Genomic DNA, 20,860 nt, shown 5'->3' with positions numbered 1-20,860 from the left:
AGGGTGAAGCATATGAACATCTGTCGACTTGTCGGGTTAACCCTCACGCTAAGTGCCTGCGGCGCCATGGCGGCTGATCCTTTGGAAGTGGATCCGCCGGTGCCGCAAGTGCCGAGCCTGCAATCACTGCGAGGCATGGTTCCGCCCGATCCTTCAGGAACCGAGGGTGGCCGTAAAGTCGACCTGATGACCGACTACGTGCTCAACCGGTCCGCCGCAATCCTGCTGGGCAAAGCGCTGTTCTGGGACATGGAAGTCGGCAGCGACAGCGCCACGGCGTGTGCGTCCTGCCATTACCACGCCGGCGTCGATCACCGCATCACCAACCAGCTCAACCCCGGCCAGGCGCACACCAATGCCAACGTCGCTTCGATCTTCAACAAACCCTTTGTAGCGTCGGATATTCCCGGCGATGTGGCGTCCTACGCGACGCTGTCCGGCGGCAAGGGCGGGCCGAACTACACACTGAAGAAAAACGACTTCCCGACCCATGTGCTGAGTAATCCACTGGAGCGCAACTCGCCGATTGTTTACTCGACGGACGACGTGATCGGCTCCCAAGGCGTGTTCGACGCCAATTTCGTCAAACCCAACCAGCCACGTTTCGACAAATGCACTCAGCAGCCTGATGGCATCTTCCAGGTCGGCGGCATCAACGTGCGCCGCAGCACCGGGCGCAACGCGCCGTCGGTGATCAACGCAGCGTTCAATGTGCGCAACTTTTGGGACGGAAGGGCGAATAACGTGTTTAACGGCTTCTCGCCGTTTGGCAATCGCGACCCTGATGCGGCGATTTACGTGACCAGCGAGCGCAGCACCGTGGCAAGCAAAGTCCGGCTGGCGCTCAACGATGCTTCTGCGGCGTCGCAAGCAGTAGGTCCGCCCGGGAGCGGGGTGGAAATGTCCTGCGGTGGCCGCACTTTCGCCGACATCGGCCGGCGCATGCTTGATCAGTTGATGCTCAAGCAACAGCGGATTTCTTCCAACGACTCCGTGCTCGCTTCGGTATCCGGCGCGCGGCGTCCGACTTATCGCGAATTGATCAAAAATGCCTTCCAGCCACGCCTGTGGAACGCCACACAAAATGTGCTGGTGGGCGGTGCACCGTATACACAGATGGAAGCCAACTTCCCGCTGTTCTTCGGGTTGGCGATTCAGATGTACGAATCCACCCTGATCTCTGACCAGGCGCCGATTGATGCCTATCTGCAAGGCGATTCAGCCGCGATGAACGCGCAGCAGGTTCAGGGCATGAATCTGTTCCTCGGCAAGGGCAAATGCGTCAATTGCCACGGCGGCGCGGAGCTGACCAACGCGGCCAGCCGCCTGCTGATGCACCCGCGTGAACGCATCGAACGCATGGTCATGGCCGATAACCTGATCACCCTTTACGACAACGGCTTCTACAACACCGGTGTACGTCCGACCTCTGAAGACCTCGCGCTCGGTGGCTCGGATGCCCGGGGTAACCCATGGTCGTTCAGCCGCCAGTACAACAAGCTGTTGCAAGGCGGCAGCATCCCCGATCCGCTGGACGTCGATGTCTGCACCTTCGAGGCGCCGCTGAGCGCAGCGATTCCGTGCGACGCCACGCTCAAGCCCAACGTCAACTTCCGTGATTCGGTCGACGGCGCCTTCAAGACGCCGACCTTGCGCAACATCGCGCTGACCGGGCCGTACTTCCACAACGGCAGCCGCGCCACGCTTAAACAGGTGATGGAGTTCTACAACCGTGGCGGCGACCGTCGTGGCGAAGACGCCAACAACACCAGCGGTTTCGAGCATCCTTCGGCGAATCAGCACAACACCTCAAATCTCGATCCGGACATGACCAATCTCAACCTGACGCCGGATGAGATCGACGCTCTGGTGAAATTCATGGAAGTCGGCCTGACCGATCCGCGCGTGGCCTGGGAGCGGGCGCCGTTCGATCATCCGTCGCTGGTCATCCCGCAGGGCCATATCGGTGATGAAAACGCCGTGACGCAACGTCCGGCCAGTCCGAAAGTCACCACCCGCCAGGCAGCGGACGCTTCACTCAATCTCAAGCCCTACGGCGCCGAGGGGCGCAGCACGGCGGAGGGGCCATTACTGCCGTTCTACAACGATCTGTGAGGGATATTTTCAAGCCTGGCCATCAGTGATGGTGGCCAGCATGGCAAATCGGGCAAAAAACTTGGCAAATCGCTCAGATAGTCAGGTTTTCTGCCGTTAAAGAGACTGCGTGTGATCTGGATCACATTGTGTGTGCTTAACTGCACGCATTGCAGGCACAATGCCATCTCTTTGCTATGACGGGTCGGAGCTTTACCCTTGCCGCGTTCTTCCGCTGTACGTTTCAGTCATTTCCTGCCATCACTGCTGTTGTTACTAGCGGGGTTGGCGGCTGCGTACGTCAAAGACCTCAGCGTGTTCTTCACTTCGCTGTTCAACGTGTTGCCGACGTTGGTGCTGTTGCTGGGCGGCGCGTATTGCGCGGTTTATCGCCGTCAGCGCGAGCTGTTTCTGATGCTCACGGTGTACATCGCCTACTTTCTGCTCGACACCCAGACCGACTATTACCGCGACAACGGCAAGGTCCGCGAAGACGCTGCGGTGGTCTTCCACCTCGTCTGCCTGCTGTTGCCGTTGTTGTTCGGCTTGTTCGCCGCATGGCAGGAACGTACACATCTGTTCCAGGACATGGTCGCGCGTTTCGCCGTGTTACTGGCCTTTGGCAGCGTGGCATTGGGGCTTGAGCAAAGTTATCCCCAGGCATTGCTGATGTGGCTCTCGGAAATTCGCTGGCCGGCGCTGCACGGCGCGTGGATGAGTCTGATCCAGCTCTCGTATCCAGTGTTCATCTCGGCGTTCCTGCTATTGGCCTGGCAATACTGGCGCAATCCACGTCCGCTGCATGCGGCGCAATTGGTTGGCCTGCTCGGCGTGTTCTGGATGCTGCCGAAAACCTTCATCCTGCCGTTCACCCTGAACATCATGTGCAGCCAGGTGATGTTGATGATTGCCGCTGCGGTTGCGCACGAGGCTTATCAGATGGCCTTCCGCGACGAACTCACCGGTCTGCCGGGCCGCCGCGCGCTCAACGAACGCATGCAGCGCTTGGGTCGCAACTATGTATTGGCGATGAGCGACGTCGATCACTTCAAGAAATTCAACGACACCCACGGTCACGATGTCGGTGACCAGGTACTGCGTCTGGTCGCCAGCAAGCTGTCGAAAATCAGCGGTGGCGGTAGGGCGTATCGCTATGGCGGTGAGGAATTCGCCCTGGTGTTCGCAGGCAAAACCCTTGAGGAATGCATGCCGCACCTTGAGGTGATCCGCGAGTCGATTGCGTCCTACAACATTCAACTACGCAATCAGGAAAACCGCCCGCAGGATGATCAGCAAGGTCGTCAGCGCCGCGCCGGCTCTGGTGCTTCCAGCGTTTCGGTGACGGTCAGCATCGGCGTTGCCGAACGAGTGGAGCAGCGCAACCCGGAACAAGTGCTGAAGTCCGCCGACGAGGCGCTCTATGCCGCAAAAGGCGCGGGGCGTAACTGCGTGATGGCATACGGACAAAACCGCCGTGGCGCGGTGCGCATGGACACGGCCGCAGGTTGAGTGATGACGGCGCATTCAGCGTCTGCACAGTGATTGTGGGGTGTGGTGGCCAGCAGTAGGTTGGAGCAATCTGCTGACGGAGAAGCCACCATGCCTGAGTACAAAGCCCCCCTGCGCGACATGCGCTTTCTGATCGATCACGTCTTCGACTTCCACAGCAATTACGCCGCCCTTGGCGCGCACGACGCCAGCCCGGACATGATCAACGCGATCCTCGAAGAGGGCGCGAAGTTCTGTGAGAACGTTCTGGCGCCGCTCAATCGCAGCGGTGATGAAGAGGGCTGCCATTTTGACAACGGCGTGGTGACAACGCCTGCAGGCTTCAAGCAAGCCTTCGCACAATACGTGGAAGGCGGCTGGCACGGTCTGGCGGCGGATCCGGCTTACGGCGGCCAAGGCCTGCCGAGCTCGCTTGGGCTGGTGATCAGCGAGATGGTCGGCTCCAGCAACACTTCCTGGGGCATGTACCCGGGCCTGACCCACGGCGCGATGTCGGCGATCCATGCCCACGGCAGCGCCGAGCAGAAAGACACCTACCTGAACAAACTCACCGCCGGGCAATGGACCGGCACCATGTGCCTGACCGAAGCCCATTGCGGCACCGATCTGGGCATCATCAAGACCCGCGCCGTGCCTCAGGCTGATGGTAGTTACGCGGTCACCGGCAGCAAGATTTTCATCTCTGCCGGCGAGCACGACATGAGCGACAACATCATCCATCTGGTGTTGGCCAAATTGCCCGACGCTCCAGCCGGGACCAAAGGGATTTCGCTGTTTATCGTGCCGAAATTCTTGCCGGATACGGCGGGTGAAGCGGGCGAGCGCAACGGTGTTTCCTGTGGTTCGATCGAACACAAGATGGGCATCAAGGCTTCGGCCACTTGTGTGCTGAACTTCGATAGCGCCAAGGGCTATCTGATCGGTGAGCCGAACAAGGGCCTGAACTGCATGTTCACCATGATGAACCACGCGCGGCTAGGCACCGGCATGCAGGGTTTGTGTCTGGGCGAAGCAAGCTTCCAGGGCGCGATCAAATACGCTAACGACCGCTTGCAGATGCGCGCGCTGACCGGCGCCAAAGCCCCGGATAAACCTGCCGACCCGATCATTGTCCACCCGGACGTGCGGCGCATGCTGCTGACCATGAAAGCCTTTAACGAAGGCAATCGGGCGCTGACCTACTTCACCGCGCAGTTGCTCGATGTCGCGCATCTGGGCAGCGATGCCGAGGCGCGTCAGGAGGCCGAAGACTTGTTGGCGTTTCTCACGCCAATCTGCAAGGCCTTCATGACCGACACTGGCCTGGAGGTGACCAACCACGGCATGCAGGTGTTCGGCGGCCACGGTTTCATTCGCGAATGGGGCATGGAGCAGTTGGTTCGCGACTGTCGGATTGCGCCGATCTACGAAGGCACCAATGGCATTCAGGCCTTGGATCTGCTTGGGCGCAAGGTGCTGGGCAGTCAGGGCAAGTTGTTGCGTGGCTTCACCAAAATCGTCCACAAGTTCTGCGCGGCCAACGTCGAACACCCGCAACTGGGCGGTTTCGTTGCGCAGCTCAATGAGCTGAACCAGCAGTGGGGCGACCTGACGATGAAGGTCGGCATGGCGGCGATGAAGAACCCGGATGAAGTGGGCGCGGCGTCGGTGGATTACCTGATGTACAGCGGTTACATCATCCTTGGCTATCTGTGGTTGCGCATGGGTCTGGTGGCGCAGGCGCAACTGGAGGCGGGCGAGGGCGAGAGGGATTACCTGCGCGGGAAATTGGCGACGTGCGAGTTTTACTTCAAGCGCTTGTTGCCGCGTACGGCGGCGCATCGTGCGGCGATCGAGGCGGGCAGTGATTGCTTGATGAAGTTGCCGGCTGAAATGTTTGCGCTTTAAGGCAGATCAAAAGATCGCAGCCTGCGGCAGCTCCTACATGGGATCGAGTTTTATCTGTAGGAGCTGCCGCAGGCTGCAATCATTTTTTGTGGTGACTAAAAATAACAAATCGGTCACCAGTTGACCCTATGTGTCGCAAAAGTTGTTGAGGTACACTCGGGCTCAGAAAACATCATTCCACGAATCACCTGTTTAGATCTTGCGAGGTTTGCCATGGCTGACTACAAAGCGCCGCTGCGCGATATGCGCTTCGTCCTCAATGAAGTGTTCGAAGTCGCCAAACTCTGGGCCGAACTGCCGGCTCTGGCCGAGACCGTCGACGCCGAAACCGTTGAAGCCATTCTCGAAGAGGCCGGCAAAGTCACCAGCAAAAGCATCGCACCTCTGAGCCGCGCTGCCGACGAAGAAGGCTGTCACTGGAAGGACGGTGCCGTCACCACGCCGGCCGGTTTCCCACAGGCTTATCAGACGTATGCTGAAGGCGGCTGGGTTGGCGTCGGTGGCGATCCGCAATACGGCGGCATGGGCATGCCCAAAGCCGTGTCGGCGCAAGTCGAAGAAATGGTCAACTCCGCCAGCCTGTCGTTCGGTCTGTACCCGATGCTGACCGCCGGCGCCTGCCTGTCGATCAACGCTCACGCCAGCGAAGAGCTGAAAGCCGCGTACCTGCCGAACATGTACGCTGGCGTCTGGGCCGGCTCGATGTGCCTGACCGAGCCGCACGCCGGCACCGACCTGGGGATTATTCGTACCAAGGCCGAGCCTCAGGCCGACGGGTCGTACAAAGTCAGCGGCACCAAGATCTTCATCACCGGTGGCGAACACGACCTCACCGAAAACATCATTCACTTGGTGCTGGCCAAGCTGCCGGACGCCCCGGCCGGTCCTAAGGGCATCTCGCTGTTCCTCGTGCCGAAGTTCATGGTCAACGCCGACGGCAGCCTCGGCGCGCGCAACCCGGCGAACTGCGGTTCGATCGAACACAAAATGGGCATCCAGGCGTCCGCGACCTGTGTGATGAACTTCGATGAAGCCGTGGGCTATCTGGTCGGTGAGCCGAACAAAGGCCTGGCCGCGATGTTCACCATGATGAACTACGAGCGTTTGGGCGTCGGCATCCAGGGTCTGGCCACCGGCGAGCGCTCCTATCAGAACGCCGTCGAATACGCCCGCGACCGTCTGCAAAGCCGTTCGCCAACCGGCGCGCAGAACAAAGACAAAGTCGCTGACCCGATCATCGTCCACCCGGACGTGCGGCGCATGTTGCTGACCATGAAAGCCTCGAACGAGGGCGGCCGTGCGTTCTCCACCTACGTAGCGATGCAGCTCGACACCGCCAAGTTCAGCGAAGACGCCACCACCCGCAAACGTGCGGAGGATCTGGTCGCGTTGCTGACGCCGGTGGCCAAGGCATTCCTCACCGACCTGGGTCTGGAAACCACCGTGCACGGCCAGCAGATTTTCGGCGGCCACGGCTACATCCGCGAGTGGGGTCAGGAGCAACTGGTACGTGACGTGCGCATCACCCAGATCTATGAAGGCACCAACGGCATTCAGGCGCTGGACCTGGTCGGGCGCAAGATCGTCGGCAGCGGTGGCGCTTTCTACAAGCTGTTCGCTGACGAGATCCGCCATTTCACCGCGACGGCCAGCGCCGATCTGGGTGAATTCACCAAGCCGCTGAACGATGCCGTCGACACTCTCGACGAGCTGACCTCGTGGCTGCTGGACCGGGCGAAAACCAATCCGAACGAAATCGGCGCGGCTTCGGTCGAATATTTGCAAGCATTCGGATACACAGCGTACGCCTACATGTGGGCACTGATGGCCAAAGCTTCGCTGGGCAAAGAAGCGCAAGACGATTTCTATGCCAGCAAACTGGGCACCGCGCGCTTCTACTTCGCCCGTTTGCTGCCGCGTATCCACTCGTTGAGTGCGTCGGTGAAGGCCGGTAGCGAGTCGCTATTCCTGCTGGATGCGGCGCAATTCTGACGCGATGACGTCATGTAAGCATTCTCTTACATGACGTGCTGCTGTTCTCCCATATGCGTAGATTGGATCCACGGCTAATCTACATTTCATGGACGTCGCGCAGGAAGCGCAAAGCAACAACACGGACACGTAGGATTCTGCCAGGGTGGCGGAGTGAAATGGATGTCAGGGAAACAGTCTGCAAAGCCCCGCTTCGGCGGGGTTTTCTTTTGCCTGAAGAAAAGTGCTCAGACCAGAGGATCTCTCTCTGGCCGCACTTCACGCTCCATCACTTCCTCCAGCAATGTCTGCAATAGCGCCAAAGGTGCCTGCTGGCGCTGCACATCGCGACAGACCAACCCAACTTTCAGCGGCACGCGCGGTTCGCTCAGCGGTTTCCAGAGCAGATCCTGATCGTCGTACTCCTTTTGCGAACGCCCCGGCAGCACCGTCGCCAGTTTGGTGTGCGGCAGACTGTCGAGTATCCCCACCATATTGTTCAGTTCGGCCTGCACCTGCGGGCGTCGTCCGAGGTTGGTCAGTTGCGCCTGCCAGATCTGGCGGATCTGAAACTCTTCGCCCAGCAGCAACATCGGCAGTTCAGCCGCCTGGCGCATCGAAACTTTCTTGAATTCACGCAGCGGATGATCCGCCGGGATGACCAGCGTCAGCTCATCTTCGTAGAGCATCACGCCGTGCAGGCCGGGTTGGCGCGGCGGCAGGTAACTGATGCCGATGTCCAAAGAGCCGTTGAGCAGCCGCCGCTCGATCTCAAGTCCGGTCAATTCATAGATCTGCACCACCAGATGTGGCTGTGCCTTGCGCACCCGCTCAAGCATTTGCGGAACGAGACTGGTGTGAACCGTTTGCAGCACGCCGATTGCCAGCGTGCGCAAGGCCTGGCCCTTGAAGTTGCCCAATGCCTCACGCGCCCGCTGCAATCCGTCGAGCAGCGGCAAGGCGTGGTTGTACAACGTGTGCGCGGCGAGGGTTGGCAGCAGACGCTTGCTGCTGCGCTCGAACAGGGTAACGTCGAGGTTCTGTTCGAGCTGGCGGATCTGCTGCGACAGTGCCGGTTGCGAGATCGACAGGCGTTCGGCGGCGCGACCGACATGGCCTTCTTCGTAGACCGCGACGAAATAACGCAGTTGTTTGAAATCCATAAGTAATGCTTATCGAAAATGCTGGTAAATCGAAATGGCCCGCAGGCCTCAGTGAGCCTAGTCTAACCGCATTCACAAGGCTTACAGGGCCAGAAAGCGCGATGAATAGCGTTCGCTTCGACAGTGTTTGCATAGGCAGTTCAAAACACCTTAAACGCGGTGTTTTTCAATGAATCTGTTCAGTTTGCGGCGCCAGACGCCGAGTCTTGATGACCTCGCCTTTGAGGCTGATCCTTCTGATATCAACGAAAATCTGAGCACCGAACGCCTGATGCCCAGCGTCGAACGGCCGCAACAGGTGTTCGTTCGTGGTCAGGGTTCCTGGTTGTGGGACAGCAACGATCGTGCGTACCTCGACTTTTCCCAGGCCGGTGGCGCCAACAGTCTTGGTCACAGTCCTTCGGCATTGGTCAAAGCCATCAGCAGTCAGGCGCAGGCACTGATCAATCCCGGCTTCAATCTGCACAATCGCGGCATGCTCAGCCTCGCTGAACGGCTGTGCGCCAGCACCTCCAGCGATCAGGCCTATCTGCTCAACAGCGGCAGCGAAGCCTGTGAAGCGGCGATCAAACTGGCGCGCAAATGGGGCCAACTGCATCGTGGCGGCGCTTCGCGAATTATTGTGGCGAAGCAAGGCTGTCATGGCCGCAGTCTGGCGACGATTTCTGCCTCCGACAGCTGCAACCTGCACAACCGTTTCGCGCCGTTGCTGCCGGGTTTCGATCTGGTGCCGTTCAACGACTTGCCGGCCCTGCACGCGGCGGTCGATGCGCAAACCGTGGCGATCATGCTTGAACCGATCCAGAGCGATGCGGGGGTGGTGCCGGCGACCGGGCATTATCTAAAAGGTGTTGAACGTCTGTGCCGAGAGCTGGGCATTCTGCTGATTCTCGATGAAGTGCAAACCGGCATCGGTCGCTGTGGCACCTTGCTTGCCGAACAGTCCTATGGCGTACGCGCCGATATCGTCGTGCTCGGCAAAGGCCTTGGCGGCGGTGTGCCCTTGGCGGCGCTGCTGGCGCGAGGCAAGGCGTGTTGTTTCGACGCGGGTGAACTGGGCGGCACGCATCACGGCAATGCGCTGATGACAGCGGCTGGTCTCGTGGTGCTCGACAGCGTGTACGACCGCAGCTTCCTGCAGCAGGTCAACGATAATGGCCAGCATCTGCGCGAAGGCCTGGCCCGATTGGCGCACCGCTACGACCACGGCAAATTGCGCGGCCAAGGCCTGTTCTATGGTCTGACCCTGTCGGACGATTCCGCCGATGCTGTGGTCCATGCAGCCCTGCACGAAGGCCTGCTGCTCAACGCCCCGCAAGCCAACTGTTTGCGCTTCACCCCGGCCCTTACCGTCAGCAAAACCAACATCGACGAAATGCTCCTGCGCCTGGGCCGCGCGTTCTCGCGAGTGCGCACCGCGCAACTGCAATGCCGTAAAGGGATTGCCGTCTGAGCTGAACTTTCCTACCCGATTTCCAGAACCGTCTCGCGGTATAACGCACGCCCCACGCCTGATTCTTTTGGCGTGGGGCGTTTTTTTGTGAGGTGATGGCGATCAAATGGCAGTTGCACTGAACCCTGACGAACGGCGCAGGTCGATTAGCTTGTATGGCTCATGTGAGCCAACCCCCATTCAGGAGCTGACCCATGGACTTCATTCGCATCATCATCGCCATTCTGTTGCCGCCACTGGGTGTGTTTCTGCAGGTCGGGTTTGGCGGGGCGTTCTGGTTGAACATTCTGCTGACGTTGTGCGGGTATATTCCGGGGATCGTGCATGCGGTGTACATCATCGCCAAGCGTTGAGTACTGCTGCGCCTGATAGATAGCTTTCGCGAGCAGGCTCGCTCCCACAGGGGATTTGTGAACAACACAGATCCAATGTCGGAGCGAGCCTGCTCGCGAATGGGGCAATTCGGTTTTGAACGGGGCGCGGTGATCAGTCCGCCAATCCCATCACCCGCCGATAGAACTTCCACTCCTGCTCCAGCGCATGCGCTTGATTGGCCGCGCGGCGGAAGCCGTGGCGTTCGTCGGGGTAGTAATGCGCTTCGACGGGGATGTCGTTCTGCTCCAGCGCCGTGACCATGTCGCGGGTCTGTTGTGGCACGACCACGGCGTCCAGTTCACCCTGAAAGAAAATCACCGGTACGCGGATGTTGTTTGCGTGCAACAACGGCGTGCGGGCAGCGTAGCGTTCGGCGTCTTGCTCGGGATCGCCAATCAGCCAGTCCAGATAATCACCTTCAAATTTGTGCGTAGCTCGAGCTAATGCAACCGGATCGCTGACGCCGTACAAACTCGCTCCAGCGCGGAAGACTTGCTTGAACGCCAGCGCACATAACGTGGTGTAGCCACCTGCGCTGCCGCCACGAATGAATGCGCGATCACCGTCGATCAAACCCTGGCCGGCGAGATGACTCACCACCGCACAAGCATCCTCGACATCCACCTCACCCCAGCTCAGATGCAAGGCCTGCCGATATTCGCGGCCATACCCGCTGCTGCCGCGATAGTTGAGATCGGCCACGGCGAAGCCGCGTTGCGTCCAGTACTGAATGCGCGGGTCGAGCATCGGGTAGCAGGCCGATGTCGGGCCGCCGTGGATGAACACCACCAGCGGCGGGTTTGTCTCGCCGCTCATGGCCGGATAAAAGAAACCATGTGCTTCGCCCGAACCGCTTGGGTAGCACAGGGTTTGCGGACGGCTGATGCGCTCAGCAGGCAAGGGCGCTACGCCACCCACCAGCACGTTCACTTCTCGCGTGGTTCGATCAACGGCGATGACCGCCGAAGGACTGATCGGTGAGGCGGCGATGCAGTAGATAAATCGCTCATCCACAGCGAGATGACGGAAGCGGCTGTAGTCACCAGTGAAATCTTCGTCACCGAGCGTCAGGCGACCAAAACCACCTTCGCTCCAGCTCGCCAAAAACGCATTCTCAACAGGCAACCAAGTGCAGCCGCCCAGTTGCCACGGTGCCGGCGCGTGATCGGCTTGCGCAGATGGTAATCGCTCCAAACCGTCGGAAGTCTCAGCCCACGGCTGCCAGAATCCACCACGATCGGTCAGGCAATAAAGGCGATTGTCGGCATCGAATCGCGGTTGCTGAATTGACTCTTCAACCTCGGTGCCGGCAATGCATTGCGGCGAACCAAATGCACCGTCAGTCGAACGCTCAGCCACCATCAACCGGGTCGACGTCCACGGCTGATGCGGGCGACTCCACTCGATCCAGGCCAAACGCTGGCCATCCACACTAAGGATTGGCGCCGCATAAAAATCCGCGCCTTCAGCCAATAAATGCCGGGTTCCGTCAGCCAGATCAATGACGACGAGCCGATGCTGATCTTGCTGTTCTTCGACCGCCAGCACCTGGCCGAAAGCAAAATGCAGATCGCCATAACGGCACTCGCCCGACGTCAATGCTTCAGGCTCGCCATCGAGGTTTTGGCGATACAACTGCTGATCCGTCTCAGCAACGAATACCACCCCATCGGGTGTCAGACAAAACGCACCGCCGCCATATTCGTACACCCGACTGCGCACGCTAAAACCATTCGGCGTCAGACATTTCGCCACACCATCGCGCCAATGCCAGATCCGGCAGGCGGCATCCTCAGGACGATATTCATTCCAGAACAGCCCGTTGGCACCGAGCTGCAGTTCGGCAAAGTCCATCCCGGCAGCGACGGCTTGCGAGGCGCTGAAAGGCTCAGCCTTTAGCGATGAGGCGCGAGTTTCGTTCATTGCGGAAGGCCAATTGTTCGATGGTTTGAGTGGCGGTCTCGGCTTCTTCGCGGGCCTTGAGGATCACGCCGTGATGTTCGGATTTGCTGCACACCGGGTCGGCATTGCTCGCATCACCGGTGAGCATGAACGCCTGACAGCGGCAGCCGCCGAAGTCTTTTTCTTTCTCGTCGCACGAACGGCACGGCTCGGGCATCCAGTCGTAACCACGGAAGCGGTTGAAGCCGAACGAGTCGTACCAGATGTGCTGCATGCTGTGATCGCGCACATTGGGAAATTGCACCGGCAGCTGTCGGGCGCCATGACAAGGCAGGGCGGTGCCGTCCGGTGTGACTGTCAGAAAAATACTGCCCCAGCCGTTCATGCAGGCTTTCGGGCGTTCTTCGTAGTAATCCGGGGTGACGAAAATCAGCTTGCACGGATGCCCTTCGGCTTCCAGTTTTGCGCGGTATTCGTTAGTGATGCGCTCGGCACGGACCAGTTGCTCTTTGGTCGGCAACAGGCCGACACGATTGAGCTGTGCCCAACCGTAAAACTGGCAGGTGGCGAGTTCGACAAAATCCGCTTCGAGCGCAATGCACAGCTCGATGATGCGGTCGATCTTGTCGATGTTGTGCCGGTGGGTGACGAAGTTCAGCACCATCGGATAGCCGTGGGCCTTCACTGCGCGGGCCATTTCCAGCTTTTGCGCGAAGGCCTTTTTCGAGCCGGCGAGCAGGTTGTTCACTTGCTCGTCGCTGGCCTGGAAACTGATCTGGATGTGATCCAGGCCAGCCTTTTTGAAGTCGCTGATTTTCTGCTCGGTCAGGCCGATGCCGGAGGTGATCAGGTTGGTGTAGAAACCCAACTGCCGCGCTTCATGAATCAGCTCGGCGAGATCCTGACGCACCAGCGGCTCGCCGCCGGAAAAGCCCAGTTGCGCCGCGCCCATCTCCCGCGCTTCGCGGAACACCTTGATCCACTGTTCGGTGCTCAGCTCTTTGCCCTGCTCGGCGAAATCCAGCGGATTGGAGCAGTACGGGCATTGCAGCGGGCAGCGGTAGGTCAGCTCGGCGAGCAGCCACAGCGGCAGGCCGACTTCAGGCTTGGGCGGCAGATCAGGCAAGTTCGATCCAGTGCTGCGCACGGGCAACCTCCATGAATTGCTCGATGTCGTCACCGAGCTCAGGCACGCCCGGGAACTCCTCATCGAGTTTGGCAATAATCGCCGCAACGTCGCGTTCGCCGTCGATCAAGCCGCCGATCAGCGCGGCGCTGTCGTTGAGTTTGATCATGCCTTCGGGGTAGAGCAGCACGTGACCTTTCTGCGCCGGCTCGTACTGGAAGCGGTAGCCGGGACGCCAGGTCGGGACTTTGCTGCGGTCGAAACTCATAAGGTGATTCCTTTATGCCAAACGCGTTGTTCGGTGACGCTGTGATACGGCGGGCGGTTCAGTTCGTAGGCCATGCTCATGGCATCGAGCATGCTCCAAAGAATGTCGAGTTTGAACTGGAGAATTTCCAGCATGCGTTCCTGGCCTTCGCGGGTCTTGTAGTGCTCGAGCGTGATCGCCAGACCGTGCTCGACATCACGCCGGGCCTGACCGAGGCGGGTGCGGAAGTATTCGTAACCGGCCGGATCGATCCACGGGTAATGCTGTGGCCAGCTGTCGAGGCGCGACTGATGGATCTGCGGCGCGAACAGTTCAGTCAGCGAGCTGCTGGCGGCTTCCTGCCAACTGGCCCTGCGGGCGAAGTTGACGTAGGCATCGACGGCGAAACGTACGCCGGGCAGTACCAGTTCCTGGGAGCGCAATTGATCCGGATCGAGGCCGACCGCTTGACCGAGTCGCAGCCAGGCTTCGATGCCGCCGTCTTCGCCTGGGGCGCCGTCATGGTCGAGCAGACGTTGAATCCACTCGCGGCGGATTTCCCTATCGGGGCAGTTGGCGAGGATCGCCGCGTCCTTCAGGGGGATGTTCACCTGATAGTAGAAGCGGTTGGCGACCCAGCCCTGAATCTGTTCGCGGGTGGCGCGGCCTTGGTACATCGCCACGTGGTAGGGGTGGTGGATGTGGTAGTAGGCGCCTTTGGCGCGCAGGGCCGCTTCGAATTCGGCGGGGGACAGCGGGGTGTCGGTCATTGCGGTTCTCCGGGGAACAACCGTTGGAATCCTGGGTGTTTATTCGGACGCTTTCGCGAGCAAGCTCGCTCCCACAGGGTTTGTGAACGCCACAGATCCAATGTGGGAGCGAGCTTGCTCGCGAAGAGGCCGGTGGCTACAGCACAATACTCATGCCATCGAACGCCACTTCAACATTACGCCGGGCCAACTCAGCACGCTCCGGCGAATCTTCGTCGAGAATCGGGTTGGTGTTGTTGATGTGGATAAGCACTTTGCGCTGCTCAGGCAACTGCTCCAGCACTTCCAGCATGCCGCCAGGCCCGTTCTGTGCCAGATGGCCCATCTCACGACCGGTGCGGGTGCCAACGCCACGGCGCTGCATTTCATCGTCATCCCACATCGTGCCGTCCACCAGCAGGCAATCGCTGCCGGCCATGATCTCCAGCAACGGCGCATCGACTTTGCCCAGACCCGGCGCGTAGAACAATTTGCCGCCGGTGTTCAGGTCTTCAACGATCAAACCGATGTTGTCCCCCGGGTGCGGATCAAAGCGATGCGGTGAGTACGGCGGCGCCGCGCTGCGCAGGGGCAGCGGGGTGAAACGCAGGTTCGGGCATGCGGCCACGGTGAAGCTCTGGTCGAGTTCGATGCGGTTCCAGTCCAGCCCACCGTTCCAGTGGGTGAGCATCTTGAACAGCGGAAAACCAGTGCTCAGATCTTCATGAACCATGTCCGTGCACCAGACCTGATGCGGGCAGCCTTCGCGCAGGCTGAGCAGGCCGGTGGTGTGGTCGATCTGGCTGTCCATCAGAATGATCGCGCTGATGCCGGTGTCACGCAGGGCGCGGCCCGGTTGCATCGGGGCGAAGCTTTGCAGCTGTGCGCGGATGTCCGGCGAGGCGTTGCACAGTACCCAGTTCACGCCGTCATCGGAAATCGCGATGGACGATTGGGTGCGGGCCTTGGCATTCAGGCTGCCGTCGCGAAAGCCTGCGCAATTGACGCAGTTGCAGTTCCACTGCGGAAAACCGCCACCGGCGGCCGAACCCAGAATCTGGACGAACATGAACGCTCCATCATTTCTACGCGGAAAATAAAACGCCCCGGCGAGCCGAGGCGTTGCACTGCAATTCTACGTAAGCAGAACTCAGCGGCTGGCGAAGTACATGGTGACTTCGAAGCCGATACGCAGGTCGGTGTAAGCCGGTTTTGTCCAGGACATTGGGTGTCTCCTCAGGTTGGGTGGGATAGCGCTGTCCATAGGTATAGTCCACGGCAGCGCAAAGATGTTCCAAATAGTTAGGCGGCTATGTTACTCAAAATTTCACCGGGTTTGCCCGTGAATATTCGAGAAAGCTCCTTGCAGCCTCGGTAATGATCAATTTGTCGTTTGCCATGGGTTACCGGGTGCGGGGTTGCTGGCGAGACAGAGCCAGCCGCCTTCGGCGTTGATCAAGCGCTGCGCTGCGTTAAACAACGCCTGGCGATCGAGTTGGCCAATGGCGGCGAGCAATTGCCCAAGATAATCCGACGAGTGGCCTGCGAGTCTGGCCTGCCAGAGCAACTCGGCAGCATCTTTGCTGGATAGATTGGCGTCGTCGAATTGATCCGCGAGGTTTTGCCGCCGCTGGTTGAGGCTGACCTCATCAAGTTGTTCGATCAGCGCGGGCATTCCTTTGAGGAACTGTTGAATGTGTTCGAGCAACTCCGCAGGTCTGGCGCTCGGAGATTGCACGCCGAACAGCAGGGCGGTTTGGCCATTCATCTGGCGAAGCGCACTGAACACCGCGTAGCCCAATTGCAATTCGACGCGCAGGCGCTGGTAGAACGGCGTCTGGCACACCTGCGCCAACAGTCGCCACGCGGCGTCCTCGACGATGTCGCGGCTGGCGGCGGGGCAGAACAACAGCACGGCGTGTTCGCTGGAGGCGGTATCGACATGGCGCCAGTGTTTTTGCGCGGTGATTGCCGCCGGCGCTGCCAGATGGTTGTCCGGGATGCCGGGAACCCGGCTCAGGGCCAGGCCCATGGCGGACTGGGTCTGTTGGCTCAGTCCCAACGCGAGGCCGTCCCAATGCGAAGTTGTCCACAGCTGTTGGGCGTCGTCGCCGGTTTCAGCTGATTCCAGCGCCTGTTCCGGCAGCGCTTTCAGCAACTCGCGAATGGGGATCAGCGGCGTTTCCGCCTCACTACGCAACGAATCGGCGTCAACTTGCGTCAGACATTTCAGCGCATGCTCCAGGACGCTGGGCATTGGCTCCTGCAGGCCATTGAGCTTGAGCAACCATTGATGCCCTGTGGTGCTGAAAGACAACTCGACTCCAGCCTCGCGCGCGTCTTGCTGAGTTTGCCGGAGACTGCGTTGCAATCTCGAGTGCAGATCAGGGCTGGCGGCAGACTCAACCTGCCAACGCAGATAAATCGCGCCTTCATCGCCGCTGTCCGGCAAGACCTGGCTGAACTGCATCGGCGAGCGTTCGCGACGGCCGCGCGAGCGATCCTGAGCAAATGTACGAAGGCCACGGTGGGCGCTGATCTGGCCGCGAATCAGGCCCGCATTGGCGAGCGGTTCGCTGGCGCGCAGAAATGGATTGGCAGCAGGTAATCGCCAGTGGGCGCTGAAGTTATCCACAACACCGATTTCACGGAGCAGGTGTTTGAGGGCGCTGATGCCGCTGTCGGACAGCCCACTCTCTTGTCGCTCGCTGTCGACTCGTGCCAGTTGCAGCGCACCGCTGACTTGTTGCTGGCGCTGAACCAGGGCCATGTATTCCGCCCGCAGCGGCGTCCAATCCTGTTGCGCGAAGAAGCTCAGCCAATCCTTTGCGCGTTCGCTAATGACGTTCATCGATTCGGCTGGTGCGATGAATGCCAGATGCAGCAAGGCTTGCCCGGCAAAGCAGTACAGTGGTGCGGCTTTCAGATCATCCGCCAGATTCTGCTCCTGCAGATGCGCCAGCAACCCACCGGGCTTGGCACTGTTCAGCCAGTGGCAGAGGAATGCCATTGCCTCGGCGGAAGACTCCGGCAAATCATCGAACGCAAACAGCAGATTGGCGCGTCGCTCAGCGGCCTGTTGATAACTTTTCACCGCCAGTTGCAGGGGCGCAGCCTGCACAATTTTATCCCCAGCCGGTAAAGCCGCTGCGAACTGCTCGGCCAGTGCGCGCAGCTCTTCAAGGCTCTGCGGCCCCACCAGGCTCAAGCTCATTTGTCCGGTGCGATAGAACTGCTGGTGGAAATCCTTCAACGCTTGTTGAAACGCTGGCAATTCGACTTTCAGGCTGTCCCGATTCCCCGCATGAAATCCGCGCAACGGATGCTCTGCCGGTAAACCCTCATACAACGCAAACTGCTGCTGAGCCGCAGGATCTTGCGACCAGGCGACAAATTCCGCCTGCAACACTTCTCGTTCCCGCAGCTGATCGTCCAGATTCATACGCGGCTTGGCGAGCATGTCTGACAGACGCTCCAACCCCTCGCTGAACGAGCGCGTCGGCAGCTCGAAGAAAAAGTCAGTGGTGCGTTCGCCAGTGCTGGCATTCACTTGGCCACCGTGGCGCTGCACATAGGCCATCAACCCTTCGTCCGCCGGAAAACGCTCAGTGCCGAGAAACAGCAAATGCTCGAGGAAATGCGCCAGCCCGGGCCACGCCAATGGCGCGTCATGACTACCGGCAGCCACCCGCAGGGCAGCGGCACTGCGCTTGAGGCCTGGCACATGACGCAGGGTCACGCGCAAGCCGTTGGCCAGGGTTTCGGTGTGGGGGCGGGGGTGAGTCGGCGCAGGCATGGGCACTTCCAGAACAGTGAAGTGCCCATGCTAGCGGATTAGCGCTTGTTCAGCGCGCCGTAAAGCTCCGGGCGGCGGTCGCTGAGGTAGCGATTGGCCGCGCGGGAATCGACCATCAACTGCCGATCCAGTTCGCCGACGATCAACGCTTCGTCCAGACCGGCCTGAGCAATACGGCTGCCGTCAGGCGCGGCGATGCTGCTTTGCCCGCAATAATGGATATCGCCTTCATGGCCGCAGTAGTTGGCGTAGGCCACGTAGCATTGGTTTTCGAAGGCGCGGGCGCGTACGGAGACATCGGCGATAAAATCGAACGGAATCATGTTCGCCGTCGGCACCAGAATCAGCTCGGCGCCGTCGAGGGCCAGGCGTCGGGCGTTTTCCGGGAATTCCAGGTCGTAGCAGATCAGGAAACCGAGTTTCCAGCCGTTCAGTTCAACCACCGGAAAATCGCCTTCACCGGGGCTGAACATCGAGCGATCAAGGTCACCGAACAGGTGCGTCTTGCGGTAATTGCACAGGCGCTCACCGTTGGCGTCTATCAACTGCACGGCGTTGTAGATCTGCCCGTCCGCCGTGCGCTCGGGGTAACCGTAGAGAATCGCCAAACCGGCCGACTTGGCAATGCGGCCGATCTGTTGCGCCCATTCCCCGTTGTAGACCTCGGCCAGGGTGCCGACCGCTTCGGCGCCAATGTTGTAGCCGGTCATGAACATCTCCGGCAGCACCAGCAGATCGGCGCCTTTGGCCTCCATCGCCACTTGATGCAGGCGTTGCAGGTTGGCGGCGGGGTCCAGGGGCAGCGGTGGACATTGGTAAAGGGCTACACGCATCAGGGATTCCTCTTACTCGGGCAGGGCGATAGGGCCGATGTCTTTGAACACATCACCCGGGCCCGGGTTCGCTTTATGTGTCGAACCGCCGAAATGCTTCATGATCCCCCACACCGCGTTGAGCGATGTCTGCACTGCGCCTTCAACCCACGCCGGTGTCCACGACACATCGTCGCCAGCGATGAAAATCCCGCGCTGCTCGGCGGGCATCTCGTCCTGCATGAAGTGCGCGTACATGCGCTGGTTGTAGCGATAGTGGCCGGGCAGGGCGCCCTTGAACGCACCGAGAAAGTACGGATCGGCTTCCCACGACACGGTGATCGGATCGCCGATGATGCGCGCGGCGATGTCGACTTTCGGGTAGATCTTTTTCAGCGCGTTCAACGCCAGCTCAACGCGTTTTTCCACTGGGTGCGGAAGCATCTTCAAGGCGTCGCTCATCCACGAGTACGACAGGCAGATCACCCCCGGTTTGTCGTCGCCGTTGTCGAACAGATAAGTGCCACGGGTCAGGCGATCGGTGAGGGTCATGCTCATCAGGTCGCGGCCGGTTTCCGGGTCTTTGTCTTTCCAGAATGGCCGGTCGACCATCACGAAAGTCTTCGACGATTGCATATAACGGGTGCGGTCGAGGGCCATCCACATCTTCTGCGAGAACAGGGTTTCGTCGCATTCGATCTGGGTGGTCAGCAGCCAGCTCTGGCAAGTGGTCAGCACAGCGGTGTATTCGCGAGTGTCGCCATTATTGTCGGTGACCGCGAAACGGCCATCGGGCGCGTGAGCGATTTTCTTCACCCCCGAGCGTGGCGCACCACGGTGCAGGGATTTCAGGCTGGTGCCTTCCGGCCAGTGCACGCAACGCTCCGGCACATGCCGCCAGATGCCTTGTGGGACTTGCTCGACGCCACCGACCACCAGGTGCTGGTGATCGTCGCAGTTGGTCATCACCACGCGGAAGATTTCCAGCATCGAGTTGGGGAAGTCGGAATCCCAGCCGCCGGTGCCGAAACCGACCTGCCCGAACACTTCGCGGTGATGGAACGACAGTTTGGCGAAGGCTTCGGAGGTGGCGACGAAGTCGTAGAACGTGCGGTCGTCCCACAACGGCACCAGGGTATTCCAAAGTTCTTTCAGGCGCGGCACATCGCGATCGCGGATGGCTTGCTGGATATCGGCAAACTGCGAGCCGGCTTCCAGTGCGTCCGCCCAGGCGTCAGCCACTTCCTGAAACAGTGCAGGAAGATCCGCCAGTTTTTGTGCGTAATGGGTTTTGCCTTCCAGGTCGATCACGGTACTGCCGGAGGCCGGCGTCAGCGGGTTCGGGAAAGGTTTGGTTTCCAGGCCGAGCTTGTCGACGTAGTGATAGAACGCGGTGGAGGACACCGGAAAACGCATGCCACCCAGTTCCGCGACGATGCCGTCAGTGCCGTTGAACGCTTGCGAGCGCAGACGCCCGCCGAGCTTCGAAGCCTCGTAGACCACCGGTTTCAGGCCGAGCTTCATCAGCTCGTAAGCCGCTACCAGGCCGGCGATGCCAGCGCCGACGATCGCCACTTCAGCGCCATGATGATGTTCAGGAATAGTGCCGAGACCGGCCGGGTGCTCGATCCAGTCGTCGAACGCGAACGGAAAGTCCGGGCCGAAAATGGTGACTGGTTTCTTACCGTCTGCAGGATGGCGATTGTTCTTGTTCATGGCTGACCTTGCTGGCGACCCGACGCAGGATGCGCGTCTGAGTATAGGAAAAGATGCCTG

Annotated in this window: 16 protein-coding genes; 6 read left to right on the top strand and 10 right to left on the bottom strand. The window is 60.0% G+C overall.

The annotated features are described in order from the left end of the window. The first annotated feature begins 12 nt into the window (after window positions 1-12). From AB4O11_RS05810 to AB4O11_RS05795, 4 genes are all read left to right on the top strand, one after another. Window positions 13-2,115: a cytochrome-c peroxidase gene (locus AB4O11_RS05810; RefSeq protein WP_460130327.1), complete on the top strand. Its 2,103-nt coding sequence runs from the start codon at window positions 13-15 to the stop codon at window positions 2,113-2,115. A gap of 198 nt (window positions 2,116-2,313) precedes the next feature. Continuing rightward, the gene (locus tag AB4O11_RS05805; RefSeq protein WP_093429947.1) at window positions 2,314-3,603 is read left to right on the top strand and encodes a GGDEF domain-containing protein; all 1,290 of its coding nucleotides are present in this window, start codon (window positions 2,314-2,316) and stop codon (window positions 3,601-3,603) included. Between the two features lie 90 nt (window positions 3,604-3,693). Next, complete coding sequence (locus AB4O11_RS05800) at window positions 3,694-5,490, top strand: acyl-CoA dehydrogenase C-terminal domain-containing protein (RefSeq protein ID WP_460130326.1); 1,797 nt, start codon at window positions 3,694-3,696, stop codon at window positions 5,488-5,490. A 213-nt stretch (window positions 5,491-5,703) separates the two neighbouring features. Continuing rightward, window positions 5,704-7,482, top strand: a complete 1,779-nt coding sequence (locus AB4O11_RS05795) for an acyl-CoA dehydrogenase C-terminal domain-containing protein (RefSeq protein ID WP_099757344.1) — start codon at window positions 5,704-5,706, stop codon at window positions 7,480-7,482. A 227-nt stretch (window positions 7,483-7,709) separates the two neighbouring features. Here the strand turns inward: AB4O11_RS05795 and AB4O11_RS05790 are convergent, their stop codons facing one another. Then, window positions 7,710-8,624 (bottom strand): LysR family transcriptional regulator, encoded by a 915-nt coding sequence (locus AB4O11_RS05790; protein WP_093429950.1) that lies wholly within the window; start codon window positions 8,622-8,624, stop codon window positions 7,710-7,712. 169 nt (window positions 8,625-8,793) lie between these two features. Here AB4O11_RS05790 and AB4O11_RS05785 point away from each other — a divergent pair, with 169 nt between their 5' ends. Both AB4O11_RS05785 and AB4O11_RS05780 read left to right on the top strand, forming a co-directional pair. Then, complete coding sequence (locus AB4O11_RS05785; protein WP_460130325.1) at window positions 8,794-10,077, top strand: aspartate aminotransferase family protein; 1,284 nt, start codon at window positions 8,794-8,796, stop codon at window positions 10,075-10,077. A 194-nt stretch (window positions 10,078-10,271) separates the two neighbouring features. After that, window positions 10,272-10,430, top strand: coding sequence for a YqaE/Pmp3 family membrane protein (locus AB4O11_RS05780; RefSeq protein WP_003228885.1), 159 nt, complete (start codon window positions 10,272-10,274; stop codon window positions 10,428-10,430). Between the two features lie 133 nt (window positions 10,431-10,563). On the opposite strand, the gene AB4O11_RS05775 is transcribed toward AB4O11_RS05780, so the two are convergent. The 9 genes from AB4O11_RS05775 to AB4O11_RS05735 all read right to left on the bottom strand — a co-directional run bounded on the left by AB4O11_RS05775 (window position 10,564) and on the right by AB4O11_RS05735 (window position 20,800). Then, on the bottom strand, window positions 10,564-12,375 hold the full coding sequence (locus AB4O11_RS05775; RefSeq protein WP_460130324.1) for a S9 family peptidase: 1,812 nt from the start codon (window positions 12,373-12,375) through the stop codon (window positions 10,564-10,566). Beyond that, window positions 12,341-13,480 carry a pyrroloquinoline quinone biosynthesis protein PqqE gene (gene pqqE / locus AB4O11_RS05770; protein WP_016983158.1) on the bottom strand — a complete coding sequence of 380 codons (1,140 nt, stop codon included), beginning with the start codon at window positions 13,478-13,480 and terminating at the stop codon, window positions 12,341-12,343. The genes AB4O11_RS05775 and pqqE overlap by 35 nt, the downstream gene beginning before the upstream one ends. Further along, window positions 13,473-13,748, bottom strand: a complete 276-nt coding sequence (gene pqqD / locus AB4O11_RS05765; protein WP_460130323.1) for a pyrroloquinoline quinone biosynthesis peptide chaperone PqqD — start codon at window positions 13,746-13,748, stop codon at window positions 13,473-13,475. The genes pqqE and pqqD overlap by 8 nt, the downstream gene beginning before the upstream one ends. Continuing rightward, complete coding sequence (gene pqqC, locus AB4O11_RS05760; protein WP_093429953.1) at window positions 13,745-14,497, bottom strand: pyrroloquinoline-quinone synthase PqqC; 753 nt, start codon at window positions 14,495-14,497, stop codon at window positions 13,745-13,747. Before pqqC ends, pqqD begins: the two co-directional genes overlap by 4 nt. Before the next feature lie 136 nt (window positions 14,498-14,633). Next, on the bottom strand, window positions 14,634-15,545 hold the full coding sequence (pqqB, locus tag AB4O11_RS05755) for a pyrroloquinoline quinone biosynthesis protein PqqB (protein ID WP_108225161.1): 912 nt from the start codon (window positions 15,543-15,545) through the stop codon (window positions 14,634-14,636). Between the two features lie 81 nt (window positions 15,546-15,626). Next, window positions 15,627-15,701 carry a pyrroloquinoline quinone precursor peptide PqqA gene (gene pqqA / locus AB4O11_RS05750; protein WP_003422658.1) on the bottom strand — a complete coding sequence of 25 codons (75 nt, stop codon included), beginning with the start codon at window positions 15,699-15,701 and terminating at the stop codon, window positions 15,627-15,629. Between the two features lie 156 nt (window positions 15,702-15,857). Then, window positions 15,858-18,272: a pyrroloquinoline quinone biosynthesis protein PqqF gene (gene pqqF, locus AB4O11_RS05745; RefSeq protein ID WP_460130322.1), complete on the bottom strand. Its 2,415-nt coding sequence runs from the start codon at window positions 18,270-18,272 to the stop codon at window positions 15,858-15,860. Between the two features lie 38 nt (window positions 18,273-18,310). Next, window positions 18,311-19,105, bottom strand: a complete 795-nt coding sequence (locus AB4O11_RS05740; protein ID WP_093429956.1) for a carbon-nitrogen hydrolase family protein — start codon at window positions 19,103-19,105, stop codon at window positions 18,311-18,313. Window positions 19,106-19,117: 12 nt separating this feature from the next. Further along, the gene (locus AB4O11_RS05735) at window positions 19,118-20,800 is read right to left on the bottom strand and encodes a flavin monoamine oxidase family protein (RefSeq protein WP_093429957.1); all 1,683 of its coding nucleotides are present in this window, start codon (window positions 20,798-20,800) and stop codon (window positions 19,118-19,120) included. Between the last annotated feature and the right edge of the window lie 60 nt (window positions 20,801-20,860).

The sequence above is a fragment of the Pseudomonas sp. H1_D05 genome (genome assembly GCF_054682705.1).
The sequence above is the reverse complement of the archived record's forward strand: the minus strand, read 5'-3'. Positions and strand labels throughout refer to the sequence as shown.